17 protein-coding genes and 1 riboswitch are annotated in these 23173 nt (G+C 58.3%); of the genes, 11 read left to right on the top strand and 6 right to left on the bottom strand.

From position 1 onward, the window contains the following. Nucleotides 1-22 precede the first annotated feature (22 nt). Nucleotides 23-439 carry a hypothetical protein gene (locus tag HYP802_RS0110170; RefSeq protein WP_013947166.1) on the bottom strand — a complete coding sequence of 139 codons (417 nt, stop codon included), beginning with the start codon at nt 437-439 and terminating at the stop codon, nt 23-25. A 438-nt stretch (nt 440-877) separates the two neighbouring features. Between HYP802_RS0110170 and HYP802_RS0110165 the strand changes: the two genes are divergently transcribed. After that, on the top strand, nt 878-2905 hold the full coding sequence (locus HYP802_RS0110165; protein WP_013947165.1) for a molybdopterin-dependent oxidoreductase: 2028 nt from the start codon (nt 878-880) through the stop codon (nt 2903-2905). 28 nt (nt 2906-2933) lie between these two features. On the opposite strand, the gene crcB is transcribed toward HYP802_RS0110165, so the two are convergent. Then, nucleotides 2934-3365, bottom strand: coding sequence for a fluoride efflux transporter CrcB (gene crcB, locus HYP802_RS0110160; RefSeq protein WP_013947164.1), 432 nt, complete (start codon nt 3363-3365; stop codon nt 2934-2936). Nucleotides 3366-3416: 51 nt separating this feature from the next. After that, nucleotides 3417-3479: riboswitch (Fluoride riboswitch) on the bottom strand. A gap of 246 nt (nt 3480-3725) precedes the next feature. On the opposite strand from crcB, the gene HYP802_RS0110155 reads away from it, so the two are divergent. The 6 genes from HYP802_RS0110155 (at nt 3726) to HYP802_RS0110120 (ending at nt 11900) form a co-directional block, all read left to right on the top strand. Beyond that, nucleotides 3726-5531, top strand: a complete 1806-nt coding sequence (locus tag HYP802_RS0110155) for an ABC transporter ATP-binding protein/permease (protein ID WP_013947163.1) — start codon at nt 3726-3728, stop codon at nt 5529-5531. 898 nt (nt 5532-6429) lie between these two features. Continuing rightward, entirely contained in the window at nt 6430-6552 is a 123-nt protein-coding gene (locus tag HYP802_RS24115) for a hypothetical protein (RefSeq protein WP_256380112.1), read from the top strand. Between the two features lie 227 nt (nt 6553-6779). Continuing rightward, nucleotides 6780-8036 carry an HlyD family secretion protein gene (locus HYP802_RS0110135; protein ID WP_013947161.1) on the top strand — a complete coding sequence of 419 codons (1257 nt, stop codon included), beginning with the start codon at nt 6780-6782 and terminating at the stop codon, nt 8034-8036. Beyond that, nucleotides 8033-9619 (top strand): DHA2 family efflux MFS transporter permease subunit, encoded by a 1587-nt coding sequence (locus tag HYP802_RS0110130; protein WP_013947160.1) that lies wholly within the window; start codon nt 8033-8035, stop codon nt 9617-9619. Before HYP802_RS0110135 ends, HYP802_RS0110130 begins: the two co-directional genes overlap by 4 nt. Nucleotides 9620-9845: 226 nt before the next feature. Further along, entirely contained in the window at nt 9846-10919 is a 1074-nt protein-coding gene (gene gmd / locus HYP802_RS0110125; RefSeq protein WP_024275672.1) for a GDP-mannose 4,6-dehydratase, read from the top strand. Nucleotides 10920-10946: 27 nt separating this feature from the next. Next, on the top strand, nt 10947-11900 hold the full coding sequence (locus tag HYP802_RS0110120) for a GDP-L-fucose synthase (RefSeq protein WP_013947158.1): 954 nt from the start codon (nt 10947-10949) through the stop codon (nt 11898-11900). A gap of 13 nt (nt 11901-11913) precedes the next feature. Here the strand turns inward: HYP802_RS0110120 and HYP802_RS0110115 are convergent, their stop codons facing one another. Beyond that, on the bottom strand, nt 11914-15135 hold the full coding sequence (locus HYP802_RS0110115) for a CusA/CzcA family heavy metal efflux RND transporter (protein WP_024275671.1): 3222 nt from the start codon (nt 15133-15135) through the stop codon (nt 11914-11916). Between the two features lie 10 nt (nt 15136-15145). Continuing rightward, nucleotides 15146-16486 (bottom strand): efflux RND transporter periplasmic adaptor subunit, encoded by a 1341-nt coding sequence (locus HYP802_RS0110110; protein ID WP_024275670.1) that lies wholly within the window; start codon nt 16484-16486, stop codon nt 15146-15148. A gap of 745 nt (nt 16487-17231) precedes the next feature. Here HYP802_RS0110110 and HYP802_RS23905 point away from each other — a divergent pair. The 3 genes from HYP802_RS23905 to HYP802_RS22890 all read left to right on the top strand — a co-directional run bounded on the left by HYP802_RS23905 (nt 17232) and on the right by HYP802_RS22890 (nt 19374). Next, nucleotides 17232-17666: a hypothetical protein gene (locus HYP802_RS23905; RefSeq protein ID WP_024275668.1), complete on the top strand. Its 435-nt coding sequence runs from the start codon at nt 17232-17234 to the stop codon at nt 17664-17666. 79 nt (nt 17667-17745) lie between these two features. Further along, nucleotides 17746-19026, top strand: a complete 1281-nt coding sequence (locus tag HYP802_RS0110095; protein WP_013947153.1) for a tetratricopeptide repeat protein — start codon at nt 17746-17748, stop codon at nt 19024-19026. 24 nt (nt 19027-19050) lie between these two features. Further along, a complete protein-coding gene (locus tag HYP802_RS22890; protein ID WP_013947152.1) occupies nt 19051-19374 on the top strand; it encodes a hypothetical protein in 324 nt (107 codons plus the stop codon). Between the two features lie 207 nt (nt 19375-19581). Here the strand turns inward: HYP802_RS22890 and HYP802_RS0110085 are convergent, their stop codons facing one another. Continuing rightward, entirely contained in the window at nt 19582-20547 is a 966-nt protein-coding gene (locus tag HYP802_RS0110085) for a transporter (protein WP_013947151.1), read from the bottom strand. Between the two features lie 238 nt (nt 20548-20785). Between HYP802_RS0110085 and HYP802_RS0110080 the strand changes: the two genes are divergently transcribed. Continuing rightward, entirely contained in the window at nt 20786-21574 is a 789-nt protein-coding gene (locus HYP802_RS0110080) for a tetratricopeptide repeat protein (protein ID WP_013947150.1), read from the top strand. Nucleotides 21575-21638: 64 nt separating this feature from the next. On the opposite strand, the gene HYP802_RS0110075 is transcribed toward HYP802_RS0110080, so the two are convergent. Beyond that, entirely contained in the window at nt 21639-23171 is a 1533-nt protein-coding gene (locus HYP802_RS0110075; protein ID WP_280949188.1) for an efflux transporter outer membrane subunit, read from the bottom strand. Between the last annotated feature and the right edge of the window lie 2 nt (nt 23172-23173).

Genomic DNA, 23173 nt, shown 5'->3' with positions numbered 1-23173 from the left:
TCTGGTCTTGAAACGGCACTACCTACCGTCCCCGATAATCGAGACAGTTGCGGATAATCGGCGCGCAAACGGCGTCTTTGCGGCCCCAGGAACTCGTCGCACCCGCATAGGAGACCTCGGCGACCTTGCCGCCTGAGAAGCGGAACTGGACGCGGCAATAGCCGCTGTTGGGGTCCGAGAGTTGCGCTCCTGCCAACGGAATGACCGGCTGAACCGTGAAGCCGCCGGTCGCCTGTCCGTGTTCGTACATCCAGATCTTGCCGCCGGGTATGCTATCCTCGCTCGTCGGATGCCCGGCGCACATCAGAACGTCCCGCTCACGAAGTCCGACCAGTTCCGACTTCCCACGCAAGGCGATGTCGGCGTTTTCGATCGCGCATCCCCACAGCAGCTGACAGAACGCAAGACAAGCTGCGGGAAAAACCAAGCGTCCCCGCATCACGGCTCCCGGCAAAAAAGAATCGGCTCAACCCGCTAAGAATAGCAGCACATGGCATGGCGCGGTTGCGACAAGCCGCACCAGAAAACCTCGTGCAGAGCAGAGGCGACCAAGATGCAAAGCATCGAAGCTCGCCTCGGACACAGCAATCGTCCCGAAGGCCTGAGATCATCGCGTCGTCGTTTGCGAGCGACGCGGGTCATACCGTCAGTCTCCATCTGGGGCTCACGGGTGACACAGAACACGATGCAAGCCTGCCTGCTCGTGGATGCCTCTACTGCCGGATAAAACGCCATCGTGCGGTGCATTCATGCATAACCTAAGCTCCGATCACCCCTCGCCAATCCCGAACGTGCGCCCGACGCGAAAGCCTTTACCGGCGCTGAAATTCCGGACTAGATTTAAAGCGGCTCTACGCTTCCAGGAAGGTTCGGCGCAATGGCAACGCAGGCAATCGTCAAGACAACGTGTCCCCGGGACTGTTACGACGCGTGCGGCATGATCGTAAAAATGGCGAGCGACGGCGCGGTCTCGGTTGTCGGCGATCCCGATCACGACATGAGTCGCGGCAAGCTTTGCGGCAAGTGCTCGATTGCCTACAACGGCGTGTGGCGCAGCAAGACGGATCGGCTTACGACTCCGTTGAAGCGTGTCGGCCCGAAAGGATCGGGACAGTTTGCCGAGGTCTCCTGGGATGATGCCATATCGGAGATCGCGCAACGGCTGCAGAGCATTATCGCGACCGACGGCGGCCAAGCCATCCTGCAGACCCATTACACTGGAACGTGCTCGCTGATCGCCGGGCTGTTTCCGCTGCGTTTCTTCAATCGCATCGGAGCGACTGAAGTCGACCCTGACACGGTCTGCAACAAGGCGGGCCACGTCGCGCTTCAACTCGCATTCGGGGAATCGACCCGCGGGTTCGACCCACGCACGGTCAGTTCCAGCAAGTGCGTCTTGATCTGGGGGGCGAACCCGTCAGCCTCAGCGCCTCACGTCCATGAGCATTGGGTAGCGCGCAGCGGCGTCCCAACGATCGTCGTCGATCCGATCCGCCACGCGACGGCTGAAGCGGCCGACATTCATCTGCAGCTCTTTCCCGGCACCGACGCGGCGCTTGCCTTCGCAATGCTCGCCGTCATCAAATCGGCCGGAAAGCTCGACCGCGATTTTCTTGCACGCCATTGTATCGGCTGGGACGACATCGAACCGCAGCTCGACGCTTGCACGTTGAGTTGGGCGGAGGCAACGACCGGCGTTCCTGCGTCCCTCATCGAAAAAGCGGCGCTGCTCTATGCGGACGGCCCATCGCTGCTATGGATGGGACAAGGCTTCCAGCGCCAGACATTCGGCGGCAACGCCATGCGTTCGGTGGGCCTGCTGCCACCAGCGACAGGCAACATCGGAAAGCTCGGCGCCGGTTTCCTCTATCTCAACGGCTGGGACGCCCGAGGCGTCGACGGCGGTTATCTTTCCGCTTCGCATCTCAACGCCGATCCCCAATCCGTCAGCCATATGGATCTCGCGGCGCGGCTCGAAAGCGGCGAGACGAAAGCGCTCTTCACCTGGAATAACAACATCGCAGCCTCGAGCCCGGAGCAGGCGCGATTGCGTCAGGCGCTGAGGCGCGAGGATCTTCTCCAAGTCACGGTCGATCTATTCCAGACTGATACGGCCGACTACGCGGATTTCGTTCTGCCCGCGGCAAGCTTTCTGGAGTTCGACGACGTCGTCATGTCGTATTTTACTCATTCCGTCTCGGCACAGGTTGCAGCCCTTCCGCCGCTAGGAGACGCGCTCCCCAATCAGGAGATCTTCCGGCGCCTTGCGGCTGCAATGGGTCTCACCGATCCTGAGCTGCGTGAGACCGACGGCGTCATCATCGAAACGATTCTGAGCCAAGCGCGCCCAGGACTCGATTTCAAAACACTCGCAGCCGCAGGCACGATGTACGTGCCCGAAGACCCGAATGTTCAGTTTGCATCCCACGACTATCGCACGCCGTCAGGAAAGATCGAAATGACCGGCGCGCAATTTGTCGAGGCCGGATTGCCGTCAGCCCCTGCCCCACTATCGGAGCGCCGTCCGGCTCTGGGCGAATACCGCATGCTGTCGCCTGCCTCCGAATGGCTTATGAACAGCAGCTACGCCAATGACGGCAAGATCGCCCGCCGTCTGCAAATGTGCGAAGCTTGGCTCAATCCCTCCGACGCCGAAACGATCGGCGTCGAATCCGGGAACCGGTTGCAGGTGAGCAGCAAGACCGGCTCCATCGAGTTGAGTGTTGGCATTTCATCGGCGGTTCCAGCGGGCGTGCTGCTGGCACCCAAAGGCCAATGGCCGAAGGCATCAGCCTCCGGAGCCAATATCAACGTCCTCAACCCCGGAGAAAAAGCCGACCTCGCTCAAAGCTGCGCAGTGCACAGCATCAACGTCACGCTGGCGAAGTCCCAGATCGCGACCTGACACACTGCGCCGAAGGAAAGGAGACGCCCTAGGCGTCTTCTTCCAATGTCGTCTGTGCAATTTCCGTTGCGCCGCCGTTGAAGTAGGCGGCGACGAAGTGTCCTGCCGCCACGGCCAGGATGCAAAGCACGACGGACAACCCAATGTTGATCGCGGCGCGCCCGATAGCGCCCGAGCGGAGGAGATCGAGCGTCTGCAGACTGAATGACGAAAAAGTTGTAAAGCCCCCGCAAATCCCCACCATCACGAACAGGCGGAATTCTTCGCTGACCGGATAACGCCCATGCGCCAGGGTCAGCGTGCCGAAAAAGCCTATGATAAATGACCCGGCGATATTGATAAGGATCGTGCCCCACGGCAGCGTGCCGCTGATCGGAAGGGCAAGATATGACCCGGCATACCGACACAAAGTCCCGATAGCTCCGCCGAACATAACGACAAGACATGTCGTGAAATTCATATGAGGCTCCTCTTCAGCATTTCAGCCAACGGCCGTCTCCCGTCGGAAACGGCTATCGTAGGAGTCATCAGCCACAATGGCGGTTATCGGGGGAACCCCATCCCCATCGCTTACTCAAGTACACGATTTTCGGGACGGCCCAAACTAGCTTGTGTGCGTCACGAGTGCATCGGCGTTTGACGGCCCAGCCAAGTCGCGCGGCATCCCGCCAACGCTTGCAAATAATTAAGGTTCTGGCCACCCTCCGGAAATGTGCCTCGCGCCACCCTCGACGAAATGAGGAGCCACACGGCCTTGCGGATGGTTCAAAACCGCAGCTGGCCAGCTGAGGATGCAAGGCAACCGTGATGTGGAATTGTGATGGGAAATGATACGCGCTCGCGCCTGAGCGCGGTTTGGCAACTGACGACGCCCTACTTCTTCTCGAAAGATCCGGGTGTCGTTCGCATTAGCTCCCGACTGAAATTCACCGTTGCGGAACGCTGGATCGGCGGCAGCCTTCTCTTAGTCGTCCTGGCCATCGAATTCGGCCAGGTTGGGCTGTCCGTCCTGCTCAACAGCTGGAACGCCGAGTTCTACAACGCGCTTCAGACGAAAAACGTCGGCGCCTTCTGGCACCAGCTCGCCATATTCTCGGTGATCGCCGCGGCCTTCATCATCTCGTCGGTTTATCAGCTCTATCTCAATCAATGGCTGCAGATCCGGTGGCGGCGCTGGATGACGGAGCGCTATGTTCACCGCTGGCTCCAGAACAGCACCCACTACCGCATGCGTCTTCACGGCGAGACAGCCGACAACCCCGACCAGCGTATCGCTGAGGACATCGCGCTTTATATCGGACGAACACTCTCCCTCGGCATCGGCTTCCTGTCGTCGATCACGAGCCTCGTTTCATTCAGCATCATCCTGTGGGGAATTTCAGCCGAAGTCCCGCTGCAGATCGCCGGATATCACATCGGCGCCCATGGTTATCTCGTCTGGCTCGCAGCCATATTCGCGCTCGTGGCCAGCGTCGGTGCGCATCTCATCGGCCGCACATTGGCGAGCCTCAACTTTAGTCGCCAGCGGCGCGAAGCCGATTTTCGCTTCGGCTTGGTGCACCTTCGCGAGAACTCCGAACAGATCGCATTGCTGCGCGGCGAGAACGCAGAGCGTAATATCCTGCGCGATCGTTTCTCCGATATCGTCACCAACTGGCACGACATCATGCGGCGCCAGAAATTTCTGACGTTCTTCACGACTGGATACAATCAGATCGCTGTCGTGCTGCCGTTTCTCATCATGGCCCCGCATTACTTCGCAGGCGCAATCATGCTCGGCGTCATGACTCAAACGGCGGGCGCGTTCGGCCAGGTGCAATCGTCGATGTCGTTCTTCGTCAATTCCTATACCGACTTGGCGGAATGGATCGCCGTCGTCGACCGGCTTTCCGGCTTCTCCGATCAGATGCAGCTCGCCTCGACCGCGAGCGAGACATCCGCTGTCTCGATGGGCACGACGAATGCCAACGGGGTGCTGAGCCTTGCCGGCATTTCGCTTGCGACGCCCGGCGGCAAGAAGCTGTTGAACTCGGTGAATCTCAATATCGAACCGGGCGAGTCGGTGCTCCTGATGGCTCCATCAGGCGCCGGCAAGACAACGTTGCTGCGCACCATTCTTGGCTACTGGCCCCACGCGACGGGCGAGATCCTCACCAGATCCGGCGCCCGCCTCCTCGCGCTGCCGCAAAAGCCCTATTTCCCGCTGGGCTCCCTCCATAGCGTGCTCACCTACCCAGCGACGGAAGCCCAACCGTCGGACGAAGAAATCTCCGACATCCTAAAACTTACGGGCCTCGAACACCTGGAGCCATCTCTTAACGTCGTCGATCGCTGGAACAATATCCTCTCAGTCGGCGAGCAGCAGCGCATCGCGCTTGCACGCGCCATTCTGCTCCGTCCGGATATCCTTTTCCTCGATGAGGCAACGTCTGCGCTCGACGAGGCCGCCGAGGCGCGCGTCCTGACCGCGATACGAAACAAGCTGCCCGATACGGCCATTGTTTCCATCGGCCATCGCTCGTCGCTGCTGCAGCTTCACGACCGCGTCGTTCACGTCTCCGCAAGCGCGAGCGATGAAGAGCAGGCGCTAGCGGTACCGCCAAAGAGCGCTGCCGCCGCAGAGTAACCCCATCGCCGAGCCGCAATCTCTAAACCCGGCGGCCCTATCCGAAAGCTGTCCAATCCGTAAGGGCAAAACGCGCACAAGTGCGTGAGGACGCTGTTGCTCGCCAACTGAAAGCCCCCATCTCGTAACAAGGTGGCTAAGCGACGCGTACGACTTCCATTAGCCACGATGCCCGAATGGGAGAATAACAATGAAACCGACCGGACAAAGCTTTTTCGGCATGTTTGCTGGCGTGTTGCTGTTTTCGCTTCTCTTCACGGAAATCGCGATCGCGGCGGTGCACTGAGGCGGCAAAACTTCGCCGCTTCGCATCTGATCGCCTCTTCCTCTCTCCTCCCGCGAACGGCGCAGGCACAAGCGAGCCTGTGCCGTTTTGTTTTGCCGAGTCAGCTTTGGCTCGGCGCACGACAGCAACTCCGGCATTTATGTTTTCTACAGTCGGAGCAATTGCGCGAGTGTTCGTAAATCTTCCTTAGGTTTAAAACTTGGAAACCATCTCCTGCGCATCCTCTCGCCGAGGCTGATCCGGGCGGGGTAACGGCTCATCCATGCACCAATGAAGGAACCCGAGACCGACAACACAAATGTGTAGCCGGTCCCGGTACGGTGCTGGTTGACTGCTCCCCGCTGCATAACCAGCGCCGGGCGGCGAGGCGGTGGTCGCCTCGCCCGCTGTGCAGCAGCAAGAGCTTAAACCAAACCATCTTGAGATTTGGTGAGCCTGCCGAGTGAACGTTCCGGTATGCCGCCGACGAACGATCGCATGACGCCATCTGCCCCATATACCAAGAGATTATGGAATGGGCGCCGACCGCACTTATCTCCAATGCATCGCTTTCAACAGCGCCGACATCCAGTCAGGGACGAAACGGCGCTTGGGTGAATTGGAGATATGAAAATGAAAGTCGCAATCCTCGCAGTGGCGCTTCTGGTCTCTGGTGTTTCGGGCGCATTCGCATCGCCCCATTGCAACGGTGATTTCAAGACGTCCGGCACGGCACAGTGTTTCGTGATCCGGTAAAACCGCAAGACATAAGCCTACAAAAGAAGATGCATCTCGGAGGGGGAGCGCTGAACGGCGCGCCCCTTTTCTTCATTCTCGCCGACGTCGGCGCAAAGCGGGCACATCATTAAACACACGTATAGCTGGTCTTTCCAAACGTATGGCCAACGGCGCCAAAGGTTAAATAGCTGAGCTGCCGAGTGGTCTTTTATATCTTGGCAAGAGCCGAGATGGAGATGTGGACTATGTTGACCGCAGGCACCGACATCGTCGCAACCGAGGCGGCACCCGAAACGACGCACGTAATGGCGCACGAGACTGCGAAGTCTGAAAGCATGGTCCCGACGGCAAGGGAAATAATCGCGCCCGCGCCGAGCGCTTTACCGGATCAGGATTCTGCAAACACGGCGGGAAAATCGCATCATTGGCTACCCTTCGGTCCCCGGCACATTCTTATCGCTGTTGTTGCTGCGGCAGTTATCGGCAGCGGCATCTATACCGGCTGGAAATATTGGACCGGGTGGCGCTTTGAAGTCTCGACCGACGACGCATATGTGCAAGCTGACGTCGTCGCCATCGCTCCACAAGTATCCGGCGATATCGCCGCTCTGTACGTCGACGATAATCAGCGCGTCAAAGCCGGCCAGGTCCTCGCAATCATTGATCAGCGCGATTACAAGGCGGCCGTCGATCAGGCGAAAGCCGGCGTCAGACAGGCGGAAGCGGCCATTGCCACCGACCAGGCTCAGATCGGCGAACAGCAAGCCATCGTGAGCGAAGCCGAGGCGACCATCAAGGCCGACGAAGCGACCGAAAAATACGCCCAACAGAACAATCAGCGGTTCGGCACACTCGCAAACGAAGGATACGGTTCCGTTCAAGACGAGCAACAGGCGGCCTCGCAAATCGGCACGGCACAGGCCACGCTTGCGAAAGATAGGGCGGCACTGGAAGCAGCCAAAAAACAGATTGCGACGTTGACTGCCGAACTCAAGCAAGCACGGGCCATGCTTTCGCAGAACAATGCGACGCTTGAACAGGCGGAGATCAACCTAGGCTATACGACGATTACCTCACCGGTAGATGGCATCATCGGCGATCGCACGGTGCGGGTCGGTCAGTATGCCCAACCCGGAACCGAGCTGCTTGCGGTGGTGCCGCTCAAGAAGGCCTACATCATTGCCAACTTCAAGGAAACGGAACTCGCTGATGTCCGCCCCGGGCAGCCGGTCACGATTGCCGTAGACACATTCGACGACAACACCGTACAGGGCTATGTCGGCAGCATCGCTCCGGCGAGCGGCCAGGAATTCGCTCTTCTCCCACCGGACAACGCAACGGGCAACTTCACGAAAATCGTCCAGCGCATCCCGGTGAAGATATACGTCGACCTGAACGATCCGTTTGCCGGCAAGCTGCGTCCCGGCATGTCGGTTATCACGACGATCGACACACGCCACAAAACGCCGTCCGCAAAGCCCACAACGAAGCAAGCGCCATGAGCGATGCTCCCGCCAGCCCAGACAGCGAGCGGGCCTCGCTACGGACATGGATCGCAGTTTCGGGATGCATGTTGGGTGCGCTTATCGCCGTCCTCGATATCCAGATCGTCAATTCGTCCCTGCCTGAAATCGAAGGCGGCATCGGCACCGGAGTCGATAATGGAACCTGGATCTCGACCTCGTATCTGATCGGCGAAATCATCATGATCCCGTTGACGGATTACCTCAGCCGCGTGTTTGGCTTCCGCCGCTTCCTGTTGTCGAACGTCGTGCTGTTCCTCATCTTCTCAGTCGCCTGCGCCTTTGCGGGCAATCTCAGCACCATGATCGTGATGCGCGGCTTCCAGGGCTTCACCGGCGGCGTCATGATCCCGATGGCCTTCACGGCCGTGTTGACAAAGCTCCCCGAAAGCCAGCGCCCCATCGGCTTGGCTGCATTCGCGCTCACCGCCACGTTCGGCCCCGCCATCGGCCCGACCATCGGCGGCATTCTCACCGAACAATACGGCTGGCCCTATATCTTCTTCGTCAATCTTGTTCCCGGCGCGGTGATGCTATCACTGCTTTACCCGACGCTCGATCGTCAACCGATGCAGCTTCGCCTTTTGCGGGAAGGCGATTGGTTCGGCATCGCGACAATGGCAATCGGTCTCGCCTGCCTGCAAACCGTCCTGGATGAAGGCAACAAGGACGATTGGTTTGGCTCGCCATTCATCGTGCATCTTGCGATCATCTCGGCGGTCATGCTGACGATCTTCGTCGTCATTGAACTCACCGTCGAGAAGCCCGCCGTGCAACTTCGCCTGCTCGCTCGACGGAGTTTCGGCCTCGGAACGTTGGCGAATACACTCGTCGGCTTCGCGCTGTTCGGATCAATCTATGTGCTTCCGGCGTATCTCGACGAGGTCCAGGGCTACAACGCCCAACAGATCGGCCTCGTGCTCGCATCGGCCGGACTTCCGCAGCTGCTCATCATTCCATTCGTCCCCTTCCTCTTGCAGCGTTTCGATGCCCGCTTGATCGTTTGCACAGGCCTCAGCATCTTCGCAGTCAGCTGCTTCATGAATACGCATTTGAGCTTCAACGACGCGGGACAACAGTTTTTCTATACCAACATCGTACGCGCCCTCGGCCAGGCGATCCTACTTTCGCCGCTCTCGGTTCTGGCGACGAACAGCGTGGCTCCGAAAGAGTCCGCAGCTGCGTCAGGCTTATTCAACATGCTGCGCAGCCTTGGAGGCGCGATCGGGACGGCGGCTCTCGCGACCATCATCACCAAGCGCGAACAATTTCATTCCAATATCATCGGTCAGTCGGTAACGCCTTACAATCTGACGGATCAATCCTTCCTTACCCGCATGCAGCACTATTTCGAAGCTCACAGCTTGCCGGACTCCGGACGCGCCTACCATCAAGCAGAAATTCTGCTCGGCAACCTTGTCGCCCAGCAGTCGCTGATCATGGCTTTCTCCGACGCGTTCTATGTCATGGCCGTCGTCCTGGTGGTCGCAGCAATTGCCGTCGTCTTCATGAAGGCGACGGAAGGGCACCAACCGGTTCATACAGCGACCGCCAGCCGATAACTTTCGGAATACCGAGAGCGACGTAAGTTTCTGCCGCAAATTTCATCGGCATCAGTTTCGAAAATAACTGCAAGCTTCGCAACAGCCTCGGACGGACCGTGCCGCCGTTTCAGCCCTCCCAAAAAATGTCTACGGACTGATCAAACAAAAAAAGAATCTCGCGCATTCGTATTGCGCTCAAAGCGACAACCCCACATAAATCTCGGCGGGACTTGGGGGAAATGGCATGAGCAAAAGCAAGACTGCATTGATTTCGGGTGTCACCGGTCAGGACGGCGCCTACCTTGTGCGCTTTCTTCTCGATAAGGGCTACGTCGTCCACGGCATTAAGCGACGATCGTCATCATTCAACACCCAACGCGTCGACGAAATCTATCAGGATCCGCATGAGGCGAGCACGTCATTCTTCATGCACTATGGCGACCTGACGGATTCAACCAACATCATCCGCCTCGTCCAGGAAACCCGGCCCGATGAAATCTATAATCTCGCCGCACAAAGCCACGTCCAGGTAAGTTTCGAGACGCCGGAATACACGGCAAACGCCGACGCCATGGGCGTGCTGCGTTTCCTCGAAGCGCTACGCATCCTCAAACTCGAGAATTCGGTCCGTTTCTATCAGGCTTCCACATCCGAGCTTTACGGCAAGGTGCATGAAACGCCGCAGAAGGAAACGACGCCATTTTATCCGCGTTCGCCTTATGGCGTCGCCAAGCTTTATGCCTACTGGATCACCGTCAATTACCGCGAAGCCTACGGCATGCACACCTCGAATGGCATTCTGTTCAACCACGAAAGTCCGCTCCGCGGTGAAACCTTCGTGACCCGCAAGATCACGCGCGCCGTTGTTCGCATCGCCGCAGGTTTGCAGTCAGCACTTTATCTTGGCAATCTGGACGCCAAACGCGATTGGGGCCACGCGAAAGACTACGTCGAAGGCATGTGGATGATGGTCCAAAACGAAAAACCGGGCGACTACGTGCTAGCAACGGGAGAATCCCATTCCGTGCGCGAATTCGTTGGGCTAGCATTTGCCGAAGTCGGCAAGTCCATCGCCTGGAAGGGCCACGGTGTCGATGAGATCGGCTACGATGTCAAAACCGGTGACGAGTTGGTTCGCATTGATCCGCGCTATTTTCGTCCGACAGAAGTCGATCTCTTGCTCGGAGATCCAAGCAAGGCCCGCAACGAACTAGGCTGGCACCACAAGGTCGGCTTCCAGGAGCTCGTTAAAGAAATGGTCGCCGCCGACCTCGCGCTCCTCGAACGCGAAAGCTGGCGCAATAGCCTCAACGAATAGCAAGTGCGAAGACCATGCGAGGAAGCGATGTCTTTTGATCTGACCAACAAGCGCATATTCGTCGCCGGCCACCGCGGCATGGTCGGATCGGCGATCCTCCGTCTGCTACAGAACGAAAACTGCATCGTCCTGACGGTTGGTCGCGACCAGATCGATCTCCGAGATCAAGCGCGCGTCAGAGAGTGGTTCAATCGCGAAAAGCCGGACGCCGTGTTTCTTGCGGCAGCGAAAGTCGGCGGCATTCTCGCAAACGACACCTACCCGGCGGAATTTCTCTACGACAATCTCGCCATCGAAATGAACGTTATCGACGCAGCCTTCCGCAGCGGCGTCGAGAAGCTTTTGTATCTCGGTTCCTCATGCATCTACCCGAAGTTCGCGCCGCAACCGATCCCCGAAAGCGCCCTTCTGACGGGAAGTCTGGAGCCGACGAACGAATGGTACGCCATCGCCAAGATCGCCGGGCTGAAACTCTGCGAAGCCTATCGCCGTCAGTATGGCGCCGATTTCGTCTCGGCGATGCCGACCAATCTTTACGGCCCGGGCGACAACTATGATCCGCTCAAAAGCCATGTCATCCCGGCACTTTTACGCAAAGTACATGACGCGAAGAAGTCCGGCGCCGGAGAAATTACCATCTGGGGCTCGGGCACACCGCGACGCGAATTTCTTCACGTCAATGATGCTGCCCGCGCCGTTGTGCATTTGATGAAAGTCTATTCAGGTTCTGAGCATGTCAATGTCGGCACGGGCGAAGACATCACCATTCTCGACCTAGCGCGCTTGGTATGCGACGTCGTCGGCTTCAACGGCAAGATCGTCACCGATCCGACGAAGCCCGACGGCACGCCGCGCAAGCTGCTCGACGTCTCCAAGCTGAAGGCCACGGGCTGGACGCCGCGCTACGGCCTGCGCGACGGCCTCACCGAAGCCTACAACTGGTTCAAGGATAACGAAGCGACGGCGCGGTTGACGGCCTGATTGCAGCCCGCACCTATTCCGCGGCCGCAGGAACAGCCGTTGGCGTCCGTTTCGCCGCTGCGGCACGCGAACCAAACCAAATTGACAGCGCCGGCAGTACGAGCAGTGTCAGCAGCGTTGCGCTCAACAACCCGCCAATGACGACCGTTGCCAGCGGCCGCTGCACTTCCGCCCCCGTTCCCGTTGCGAGCGCCATCGGCAAAAACCCGAGCGACGCGACAAGCGCCGTCATCACGACAGGCCGCAAACGGGCCAGCGCACCCTGGCGTATTGCTTCCGCCGCCGGCAATCCCGCCGCCATCAGTTGCTTGATGTATGTCAGCATGACGAGCCCGTTGAGAACCGCGACACCCGATAACGCGATAAAGCCGACCGCGGCCGAAACCGAGAACGGCATGTCGCGAAACCAAAGAGCAATGACGCCGCCGGTCAAAGCGAGTGGGACAGCGCTGAATACCAGGATGGCATCGCGTGGTGAGCCAAGGGCGGAATAGAGCAGCAGAAAGATCAGCAGAAAACAGGCTGGCACAACGACGGCGAGACGCTGCTGCGCTGCAGCCATATTTTCAAACTGGCCGCCCCAGGCGATGTAATAGCCCGTCGGCAGCTTCACCTCTTCTGCGACCTTCGTTTGTGCCTCCGCGACGACGGACGCGATATCGCGCCCGCGCACGTTTGCCGTCACGACGATGCGCCGCTTGCCATTCTCGCGTGAGACCTGGTTCGGTCCCTCAGTCACGGCAAAGCTCGCAACTTGTTCCAGCGGAATGGTGGCAATGCGGCCTGCGCTGTTCGGCGGTAACGCAACAGGAATGTGCTTCAGCTTTTCGAGATCCGCGCGCATCGCGTCCGGCAACCGGACGACAACAGGAAACTGCCTATCGCCTTCGAAAATCACCCCGGCAGAGCGCCCGGCCATCGCCGCGCCGATCACCTCTTGCACAGCGAACGCGCTCAATCCGAACCGCGCGATCTCGTTCTTCTTCAGCTTGATCTCAAGGAACGGCAGACCTTGAGCTTGTTCGATACTGACGTCCGTCGCACCCTCCGTGCCGCGTAAAATCCGGGCGATCGCATTTGCGCCCTCCAGCATCTGGCCGAATTCATCGCCGAAAACTTTAACGGCGAGATCACCACGCGCACCGGCTAGCAGCTCGTTGAAGCGCATCTGAATTGGTTGCGAGAACGAAAAGTTATTTCCTAGAAGCTTTTCGAGCTTCTCCTGAATTTTCCCAACGAGCGCTTGCTTGCTGAGCGAAGGATCAGGCCATTCCGATTCCGGCTTCAGAATAATAAATGTATCCGAAACGTTCGGCGGCATCGGATCGGATGCAACCTCGGCAGTGCCCGTCTTGGAATACACAAGCGAAACCTGCGGAAACGAGCTGACGATTTTTTCGACTCTAAGCTGCATATCCTGCGATTGCGTCAGCGACGTACTCGGTATCCGCATCGCATGCATCGAGAGGTTCTTCTCATCAAGCGTCGGGATGAACTCCTGCCCGAGCCGTCCGAACAGCATCAGCGCTCCGGCAAAGAGCGCCACGCCCACCATGATCGGTAGCAAAGGCCTGTTGAGCGTCGCGCGAAGCAGAGGTTCATACACACTCTTGATCGCCCGAACAGGCAAGCTCTCGGCCTCGACAACACGCCCGCTGATTGCAACCGCAATGGCCGCTGGAACGAATGTCAGCGACAGAACGAAAGCCGCGATGAGCGCCATGATAACGGTGACCGCCATCGGCTCGAACATTTTTCCTTCAACGCCGGAAAACGTCAGCAGCGGCACATAAACTAGAATAATGATCGCCTGACCGTAGACGGACGGCTTGATCATCTCCTCCGCCGACTTGGTCACCGTTTCCAAGCGTTCATCGAGACTGAGCACACGCTTCAAAGCGTGCTGTCGCTCAGAAATCTGTCTCAGTGCATTCTCGACGATGATGACAGCACCGTCGACGATCAGACCAAAATCGAGCGCACCGAGGCTCATCAAGTTGGCGCTGATCTTCGCCTGTACCATCCCGGTGAGCGTCAGCAGCATGGCAATGGGTATGACCAGCGCCGCTATAACGGCCGCACGAATATTCCCGAGCAGAACGAACAGAACAACAACGACAAGAAGCGCACCTTCGAGCAGGTTCTTTGCGACCGTCGAAATGGTGGCATCGACCAGCACGGTCCGGTCAAGCACCGGTCGCAACGCAATGCCCGGTGGCAGCGACTTCGAAAGCTCGTCGATCTTTTTACTGACGGCCGACGACACCGTCCGGCTGTTCTCGCCAATCAGCATTAGCGCCGTGCCGACGACGGCCTCCTGCCCGTTAATGCTTGCGCTGCCGGTGCGCAACTCGCGGCCGATCGTGACCTGCGCGACGTCTTTAATCCTCACCGGCGATCCGCCACGCGTCGTCACGACGACGTTGCCGATATCGGGCATGTTTTCGAGCCGTCCGGTGCTGAGAACCGCAAGCCCCTCGCCGCTTTGCTCGAAAATGCCGGCCCCGCGGTTGACGTTATTTTTCTCAAGCGCTTCGACGATGTCACCAAAGGAAAGATTGAGGGCTGTCAGACGCGCGGGATCCGCTTGCACGAGATATTGCTTCTCGTATCCACCGACAACGTCGACGCCAGCGATTCCGGGAACGCTCGCGATCTGCGGTTTGATGATCCAATCCTGGACCGTACGCAGATAGGCGCCACGCTCGATATCGTTGGTCAGACGTTGACCCTCGGGTGTCACATAAGAGCCGTCGCTTTGAGGCCCGACCTCGCCCATCTGTTCGCTTTTGGACGCGAAAGCCACGGTCCACATATAGATCTCACCAAGGCCGGTCGAAATCGGACCAAGGCTCGGCTTAGCATCTGCCGGCAGTCGCTCGTCCACTTCGCGCAAGCGCTCGCTGATTTGCTGGCGCGCGAAATAGATATCGGTGCTTTCGGTAAAAACCGCCGTGACCTGCGAAAAGCCGTTGCGACTAAGCGAGCGCGTGTATTCAAGACCCGGTATCCCCGCAAGCGCCGTCTCGATCGGAAACGTCACCTGCTTTTCGATATCGAACGGCGGCAACGATGGCGCGACGGTATTGATCTGAACCTGATTGTTCGTGATGTCGGGAACGGCGTCGATCAGCAGCCGATTAAGCGACCACACGCCGTAGCTTGCGGCGAGCAGCGTCAGGAGAATGACGAGCCAACGGCGGCGGACCGAAAATTCGAGCACCTGTGCAATCATCGGAACGTCCTCAATGCGAATGCGTAGCTTCGGATTTCCCGCTCTCGGCCTTGAGCAGGAACGTGTTCGTCGCCGCGACCATCTCACCCGGCTCTATCCCGGCGACGATCTCAACAGACGAGCCATCAGTGCCGCCCACTGCCACTTTGCGCGCTTCGAAGCCGTGTTCGGTGCGGACATAAACAATCGTCTCACCCTTGACTGTCTGCAGCGCGGTTTTCGGAAGCTTCAGCCCAACCGGTTTCGTTCCAAAAAGAATGTCGGCGTTGACGAACGAACCCGGCCGCAGCGCCAGATCCCTATTCTCGACCGACGCAATAACGCGCGCCGTCCGCGTCTCCTCATTGATCATCGGGCTCGTAAAGATGATTTTTCCTGATGTCGTCTCAGCCGGTTGGCTGCCGCTGACCAGCACGCTCTGTCCCTCCTTGATATCGGGAAGGTGACTGATCGAAACGGCAAGCTCGATCCACACCACCGAAAGATCGGCAATGGCATAAAGCTCCTTGGCTTCGCCCTCGCGACCGACGGGTGTTCCGAGATCGACAAGCTGCTCGACAATGCGCCCGCCGATCGGCGCGCGAATTTCGTAACGTTGCAGGTTCGTTGCGGATTGGCCGCGCTGCTTTAACGTTTGGATGTCCAATTCGCTGACGCCCAGAGCAGCAAGCTTCTGATGCGCGACGCCTAATCGGACTTTCGCTTCGGTATCGGTAGCCTGCGCCCGCAAATAGCGCTGCTCCGCCGAAATCTGCTTCTCGTAGAGCGTTTTTTCGCGATCGAAGAGCGTCTCTTGCAGGTTCGCGTTGACAAGCGCGTTGATGTATTCGCTCTTCGCATCGGCCACTTCCCGGCTGTCCAGGATGGCGACGACTTCATTCTTCGCGACGACATCGCCAAGGCGCTTCTTCAACTCGGCCACTGTGCCGACAACCTGGGCTGCAACGCGCCCCACGCGATTGCGGTCTGCGATCACCGTTCCCGGCACTGTCAGGCTCCGATCGAGCACACCCGCTCCGGCTTCCGTCAACGCAATGCCTTCGGCATCGATCCGATCCTGCGAGACTTCGAGGCCCTCATGATGCTCGTGACCGGCTTCTTCGCCGTGCGCAGCATCCGATCCGTTTTCCTCGTTTACGGCCTCTCCACCGGCGTCACGTGCATGCCCCTCGTCATGCTGATGTCCGCCTTCCGAATGACCCTTGGTCTCCGCTGGCGCGTGCGCCTTGGCGTCGCTTGAGATGGTGAAAAACCTGGAAAGGCCAGGTGCGAAAGTAGCCGCGCAAAGCACGGCCAGTGCCAGAGCAGCGGCGCACAAGCGCCCGCCACCAGCGATCAGCATTCGCTGCATGTCGAAACAATCCCGTGTTGCGGAGACCGCTTAGGGCGCCGCGTTGCGATTTTGACGGAGGTTCACGCGATCGCGGCGCGCAGAAAGAGACTGCGCAGCCACGTCATCGCGATTGAAAAGCGCTTTAAACGCGCGGCGGCTTGAACAGCGGCCCCGGACCTTCCAACGGCCCATCGAGCGTTTCCCATGCTGTATAGGTGACCGGCGCGATAGCCTCGGTGCGGGTGGGGAGACTCGGTTTCGAAATCAGATGCTGAACGGAAAAACAAAGCACGCAATGCTGCCCTGAGAGCCCCTGAGGAACCTCCGAATCTTGCGATGTTTTTTTCGCGTCGATGCCATGGCCTGCACAATTCTCATGCCCATGCTCGGCAACCGCATGCGACAGACTGAAGGGACCGCTGAGAGCCATCATAAGTAATGCAAGCAACGCACACACGACCGACCGTCCGCTGCGTGTGGCAGCGAGAGACGATTTTGAGGTGTGGTTTGCCGAATGGTGCATCGCGATTAGGTTTATGTCCAAACTCTACTTAGTCAAGACCCTGAACCGCCGACAGCGAACCGTCACATGGACTCTGCCTCCAAATGTTTCGGCCAAACCGAAAGAGTACTGCGCAGTTCGGGATTGATTTTGTTGCAAGCTCACAACATATCGAAAGATATGTCGCGACGGGATTGCCAATGCGACATCTTACAAACACTTTCCAGCGGCAATATGAATTGGAAGATGTTTAAATAGCGCATGCTCACTCGCTTCGTCAGATATCTGATCACATCAGCGGTCCTGCTCGCGACATCCGTCGCAGGCTTGCCGCTGGTTCTGTGTGTGAGCAGCACCCATAGCGTTGCGGTCGAGATCGAGCGTCTTCACCACGACACGCAATCCGGATCGAACGATCACTTCATTCTCTTCTCGAATTCCCACGCGCAAGCCGAATCCGAGCCCTGCACAGATTACCGGCTTCAGCATGCATCGTTTTTCAAACAACCGCATCAGTCCAAGCCGTCTGACCGGAATGGCGCGAATTTAGGTGGTTACGCACCGGCTCTTCTACCCACGTCCGGCGAGCTGCTTGCCGCGCGCTTTCACTGCGCCATCTCACACGCAACGTTTGATGATCCGCTCCATCTGCGGTCCACGCTTAGCGACCGCCGCACGATTGTTCTCCAGATTTAGAGCGCGGCCCCCAGTGCATTGATTGCGCTCCGCGCCGCTGGCGCGGGCAAATCCATCTTGCTTTATTGGAGAAAAACTCATGCCAATTTTTGTTGGCAGGGAGAGGTCGTGTTCTGCTGCCTTGGCTCGCCAAGCGTCCAAGATCGCAACGACGATCCCAGCCATATCGCCGACGACACTCCTGACTGCGGCGCTGAGCACAGCAATTGCACTCACTGCAACCGCTTTCAGCTCACACATCGCGCTCGGCGCAACGCCTGATGACGCACCGGCGTCGACAGCAGCTATCGAAACGCAACGCGCACAACACCTCGCTGACAAGGCAAACCGTGCCTACGGCAGTGGCGAATACAAAACTGCAGTGGAGCTCTATTCCGTGCTTCTTCAGCTCCAACCGAACGACGCGCGCGTCTTCTATAATCGGGCGAACAGCTATTCCAAGCTGGATGAGTTCGATAGGGCGCTCGCTGACTATACCGCTGCCATCGCCCGCGCGCCGGATTTCGCAGCCGCTCTAGTTAATCGCGGAAGCCTTCATTTTCGAGCCAAGCGCTTCGACGAAGCACTTTCGGATTACGACACCGCGGCCAAGATACGACCCGACGATCGCTTCATCGCCTACAATCGCGGCTTGATCCTGGCGCAGCAAGGGCGGTTGGAAGAAGCGAACAAAGCCTTCGACCGCGTGCTTGAGGTATCATCGACCTATGCACCCGCCTACGCCGAGAAAGGCTTTCTCTCTCTGCAACAAGGTGACAGCGACAAAGCCAGAACCCAATTCGAGACCACGCTTAAATACCAGCCCGCAAACGCACGCGCCGAAGCTGGACTAAAGAGGCTCGATGATAATACAGCCGCCGCCGATCGTCTCTCGAGAGAAGTTGTACACGCCAAACTGATCGCGGACCTCATTCGGGACATCGACGAGACATGCTTCACCAACGGCGAGGACACCCGTGCTCTAGGCCGCGCTGTTGAAGCCACGCCTTGGCGGGGCCAACCGACAATGACATCGGCTGGACTGAAAACCTGGACCGGCAAGACAAGCTTTGGCAAAGCACGTCTTGTCCTTGCACAATCTGTCCAGCAACCGGGACGGACTGTCTGTTCCATTACGATCGAAGGCATCACGCCTCATCTGTTCAAGGATTTTAGAGCGGCTTTTAACGAACACACCGAGACGGCGGCGACCAAAACAGCCACCGTGGAGACCGCTGACGGAGCCGGTTCAGAACATCTCGAATATTGGACGCCGCATCACCACGGCTGTGACGTCCACACCGTCATCCTGAATTCCACTAAAGACAATCGCCTCACGGTGCGCATGACGCATGGAAATAAGCGTCCCGCCGAAATGTGAACCCATTCGAAAGGATCTTTGACAATGACACTGAACCACAAACAAAACCGCTCGCTCGCCGCTTGCGCGGCATTCGCATTCATCTTTGCAGGTACGGTATCGGCGGCGGCGAACTCATACGCTCCGGCATTTTTTGTCGGCGACAAGGCAGCGACTCTCAACCCTGTCGATGCGCGCGACTACCGCCATTGCCATCATATGGCGAGACGTGCCTATTGCCATGTCTCCGATAATCTGCCGCGCAATTGGCCGCCGCATTCGGATCGCTCTCCATCCGCGCGGGACCAGCGCTCGCCCTCCGAGGCAAGCAAAAGCCGGCTGCAAACGACGATCCCGTATCCGCGCTAATCGCTGCAGCACCGCCTTGACGGCAACTCGTCTTTTCTTGGCGCCCTTGCATCTCAATTTTTACATCGATTGAGACAACTCAAAAAGAAAAAGGCCCCGGACTTCGGGTAAAAGCCGGGGCCAAAGTTGAGGTCTGTAACGCTGGGACTATTAAGCAAACCGGCATGGTATTAAACACCCGGCAAGCCCCTCCGTAGTTCTACGTCGTCAGAACGAAAGCCGTGTCGTGACGATCCAGTTGCTATCGTAAGTCGGCGTGAGAACCGGGGATGTCGTCTTCGGCGAAACCGCAAACTGATAGCCTGCGCCGACGATCAGATTGCTGTCGTCACACAGTTTGAAACGACCAAGAATGAGACCGGGCGTCAAAAAGACTTGGTCTTTGCCGCTTCGCTCGCCGTCGGCCCAATGCGTATAGTTGACTTCGAATTCGGGCCAGAAATATTTCGCAAGATGATATTGAAACGCGACGTTGGTAACGACGGACGTCCCGATTTCACTTTCGCGTTCCAACGGAATGGGAACGCTGACCGTCGCCTGAATATCGAAATCGCCCCAGCCTTTGCCCGCCGCCAACGTCGGCGTCACGACCCACGCATCGTTCGTAAAAGGATCGTCGCCGGTCGGAGCCTGCACGCCGAAAAACGCCGACACGATGTAATCGCCATTTTCTTTGTTGGCGCTGATAAGCCGCTGCTTGATGGTGACAGCGGGCCAGTCCCCCCAACCGGACGCCTGTTTGGCATGCGTCCGCTCTTCATAGGGTGGCAGGTTGATCAGTACTTCATTGGTCATCGTCGGAATGAATTCGAAGCCCTTGCCGCCGTCGTAGACATTCTGATGCGCCCCATTTCCCATCTGCTCAAAAAACTGGTCGGACCGAAACTCTTGTTCTAACCGCGGCGTCACGGTCGCGAGCGGTGTCATCCAATCCGGCTGTGAGGCTTTTGCGGCGTGCGCAATTTCCTGCCAACGCTGAAAGAAGTCCTGGATGGCGTCCCCTGCGTCCTCATCGGACGACGTCGCGCCGAGATAGCTGGGTGACGGAATATTCAAATCGTGAAGAGATGAACTGCCGTTCGCCGATGTTTGCAGCAAATCGCCTGCAGTAGCCGGAGCGACGCCGACTCCCATGAACACGAGCGTCGTCCCAAGCGCTTTAGCTATCCCCATTGCAGTCCCCCAGAGGCATATATCCTCAAAGCTATATCGCGAGAGTCTCACAACCGTCGCGCCGGGAACATCACATCGGTAATAGCTGGTCCGTATTCATACGGATCTAGGAAAGCCGGATGCAGGTGGGCAGGAGACCATTCGTGGGGATTATTCCGGGGCTGTTCGAGAACCAATAGCGGCATCCTCTATCGCCGCTGCGCTGTCCCGATTGCCAACACGTCGGAGACCGAACGCCATGCTCTTCTCGCGCACATCAATCAACATGTTCGCCCTCGCGATAGCCGTCTCGTCGCTATCGGCAGCGTCATCTGCATGGGCGGCGGGCGGCGACCAATGTGCCGATGCGGCGACGCCTGCACTGCACATCTTTGCATGCACCGCGACCATCGAAGGTAACGCATTGGACTCTCAGAAAGTCGAGATTGCGTATGTCAATCGCGGTCTCGCCTATTTTGCCACGAAGGACTTTCCGAAGGCCGTTGCCGACTTCGATCAGGCCGTCGCGTTAGCTCCGCGAGATGTCGGCGCTTATGAAGCGCGTGCCATCGTCTTCGCCTCGGAGCGCGACTACACACATGCAATTGCAGATGACCGCAAAGCTATCGATATCGATCCGCTAAGCACGCGGGCGTACAACAACCTAGCGAACGCATATAAGGCTGAGGGGCATCTGCAGGACGCGCTAGCAAGCTATGATCGCGCCATTGAGCTGTCCCCAAATGAACCGACCCTTTATTTCAATCGGGGAAATACACTACGCGCGCTCGGTCGCGCGAAGGATGCAATCCACGATTACGATTATGCCATCACACTTAACGGCAAGTTTTTGAACGCCTACATCGCCCGCGGAAATACGCGCGCCGCCGGCCACGACTTGAAAAATGCCGAGGCTGACTTCGATCGCGTTCTCACCATCGATCCGATGAACAATGCAGCGATTACCAATAAGCTCGCGATTGAGAAATTGCGCGAAAGTCAGTCTCGCGCACCGCTTGGTCAATCAATCGCGACAACGACCAAATAAAAACAGGGACGCAAACCTCCCGCAGGCGCATCCACGGCGCCTGCAGGATTTATCGCTGCATTTTTCAGTGATCGTGCAAGTGATCGAACGCGGCAAGAACAGCGGGCCTTGCACGCGGCGCAGGAAGATCCTGCTCGAACATTTCCCAGCCGCCGCCTAGAGCTTTGTAGAGCGCAATGAACGCCGTGGCCGCGTCGGCCTTCGCCTGGACATACTGCAGCTGAAGTTCGTCATCCTGCCGCTCGGCATCCAGCACATTGAGCGAGTCCGTTACGCCGCGATCATAACGCTCTGTTGCGAGATCGACCGCGCCCTTGCTCTCCTTGACAGCGATGCCCAGAGACCTGAGAGTGGCCATCGCCGCGCGATAACGCGACAGCGCAACGTTCGCTTCTTCGACGCTCGAAATAACGACGCGCTTATATGTGAGGAACTGCGAATCCGCCTGCAGCTGCTGAATGTGCACGAGCGAATCGAGCGTCCCGAAGTCGAGCAGCGGCCAATAGACCGAAGGTCCCACCGAATAGATACTCTTGGTGACCACAGGCACAACACCGATACCCTGTCCCTGTAAGCCGCCACCCGCCGTAATCTCGACGCGCGGAAAGAGATCCGCGACAGCAACGCCAATCCTCGCCGTCTCGACCGCAAGCTGGCGTTCCGCCGCGCGAACGTCCGGGCGACGGCGGATCACGCTCGCCGGCAATCCCGTTTTCAAACGGCTCGGCGTTGTGGGAATCTGCCGGTAAGCACTGAGCTCCTGGCAAACACCGCCGGAATAGGTTCCAAGCAGAACCGCAATGCGTGCGCACCCAGCATATTCTTCGCTCGCAAGCGGTGCGAGTTCCGCCTTGAGCGTCGCAAGCTGGCGCGATGCGAGCTTGACGTCGAGTTCGTTCGTCAGGCCCCGATCGAAACGCGTCTTCATCAGATCGAAGATCTTCTGCGCCCGCGCGACGTTCTCTTTCGATGCTTTTATCTTGGCTTGAATGCCACGCGTCTCGACGTAAGCTCTCGCGACTTCCGCAACGACTGAGACTAGAACCGCACGCCTCTGTTCGATGGCAACATCCGTCGAATATTGGGCTGCTTCGTATGCGCGCCTGTTCTTGCCGAAGAGATCCAGCTCCCATGCGGCGTCAAAGCCAGCGACGTGTGTAATCTCTTCGAGCCCGTTGGTGTTCGTCCCGGCGTTCAACGGACCAGCGACGCGTCCCTTCGTCGAATTTGTACCGGTACCTCGGCCTGCCGCGGCATTCGCTTCTACGATCGGCAGCGCCAATCCACGAACCGCGACCTCATTGGCGCGGGCTGCGCGGATGTGATTGGCAGCAACTTCGATATCCGGATTCGCGACGACAGCCTGCTGGATCAGCGTTTCAAGTTGCGGATCCCGAAGCAACGACCACCACCTGGCGATCGCGGGCGACTGCGATTGCGCCACCGACACAGCACCGCCCGAGCTGCCGCCGAGGCTACCGGTCGTAAACATCGCCGGCGTGCCGATATGCGGCATCAGATAGTCCGGCCCGACTGCACAACCCGTAAGCCCCCCGGCTAGGATTGGCAGGAGAAATTTCAGTCCCCCCCGTCTCATCA

This window comes from Hyphomicrobium sp. 802 (assembly GCF_000526135.1).
Lineage (GTDB): Bacteria > Pseudomonadota > Alphaproteobacteria > Rhizobiales > Hyphomicrobiaceae > Hyphomicrobium_B.
Note: the sequence above shows the minus strand (reverse complement) of the source record. Positions and strands in the feature narration are given on the sequence as shown.